Here is a 218-nt window from a genome sequence, read left to right as displayed (position 1 = left end):
GACGTCGGTGAGCGCCGGGGCCGTGCTGCTCGAAGGCAAGGAGGTCAACGCGCCTGGCCCCGAGCGAGCCGTGGTCTTCCAGAACCATTCGCTGCTGCCTTGGCTCTCCGTCTACGACAATGTCGCGCTCGCCGTGAACAAGGTCTTCGGCGGCGTGAAGGGTAAGGCCGAGCGGCATGACTGGATCATGCAAAATCTCGACCTCGTCCAGATGGCCC

At 64.2% G+C, this 218-nt stretch carries 1 pseudogene; it reads left to right on the top strand.

Annotated elements, in window-relative coordinates:
* Positions 1-218: pseudogene (locus AC805_RS16930) on the top strand (ABC transporter ATP-binding protein); the annotation flags it as partial.

The organism is Pseudanabaena sp. 'Roaring Creek' (genome assembly GCF_001402795.1).
GTDB lineage: Bacteria > Cyanobacteriota > Cyanobacteriia > Pseudanabaenales > Pseudanabaenaceae > Pseudanabaena.
This window is presented reverse-complemented; position numbering and strand designations above follow the sequence as displayed.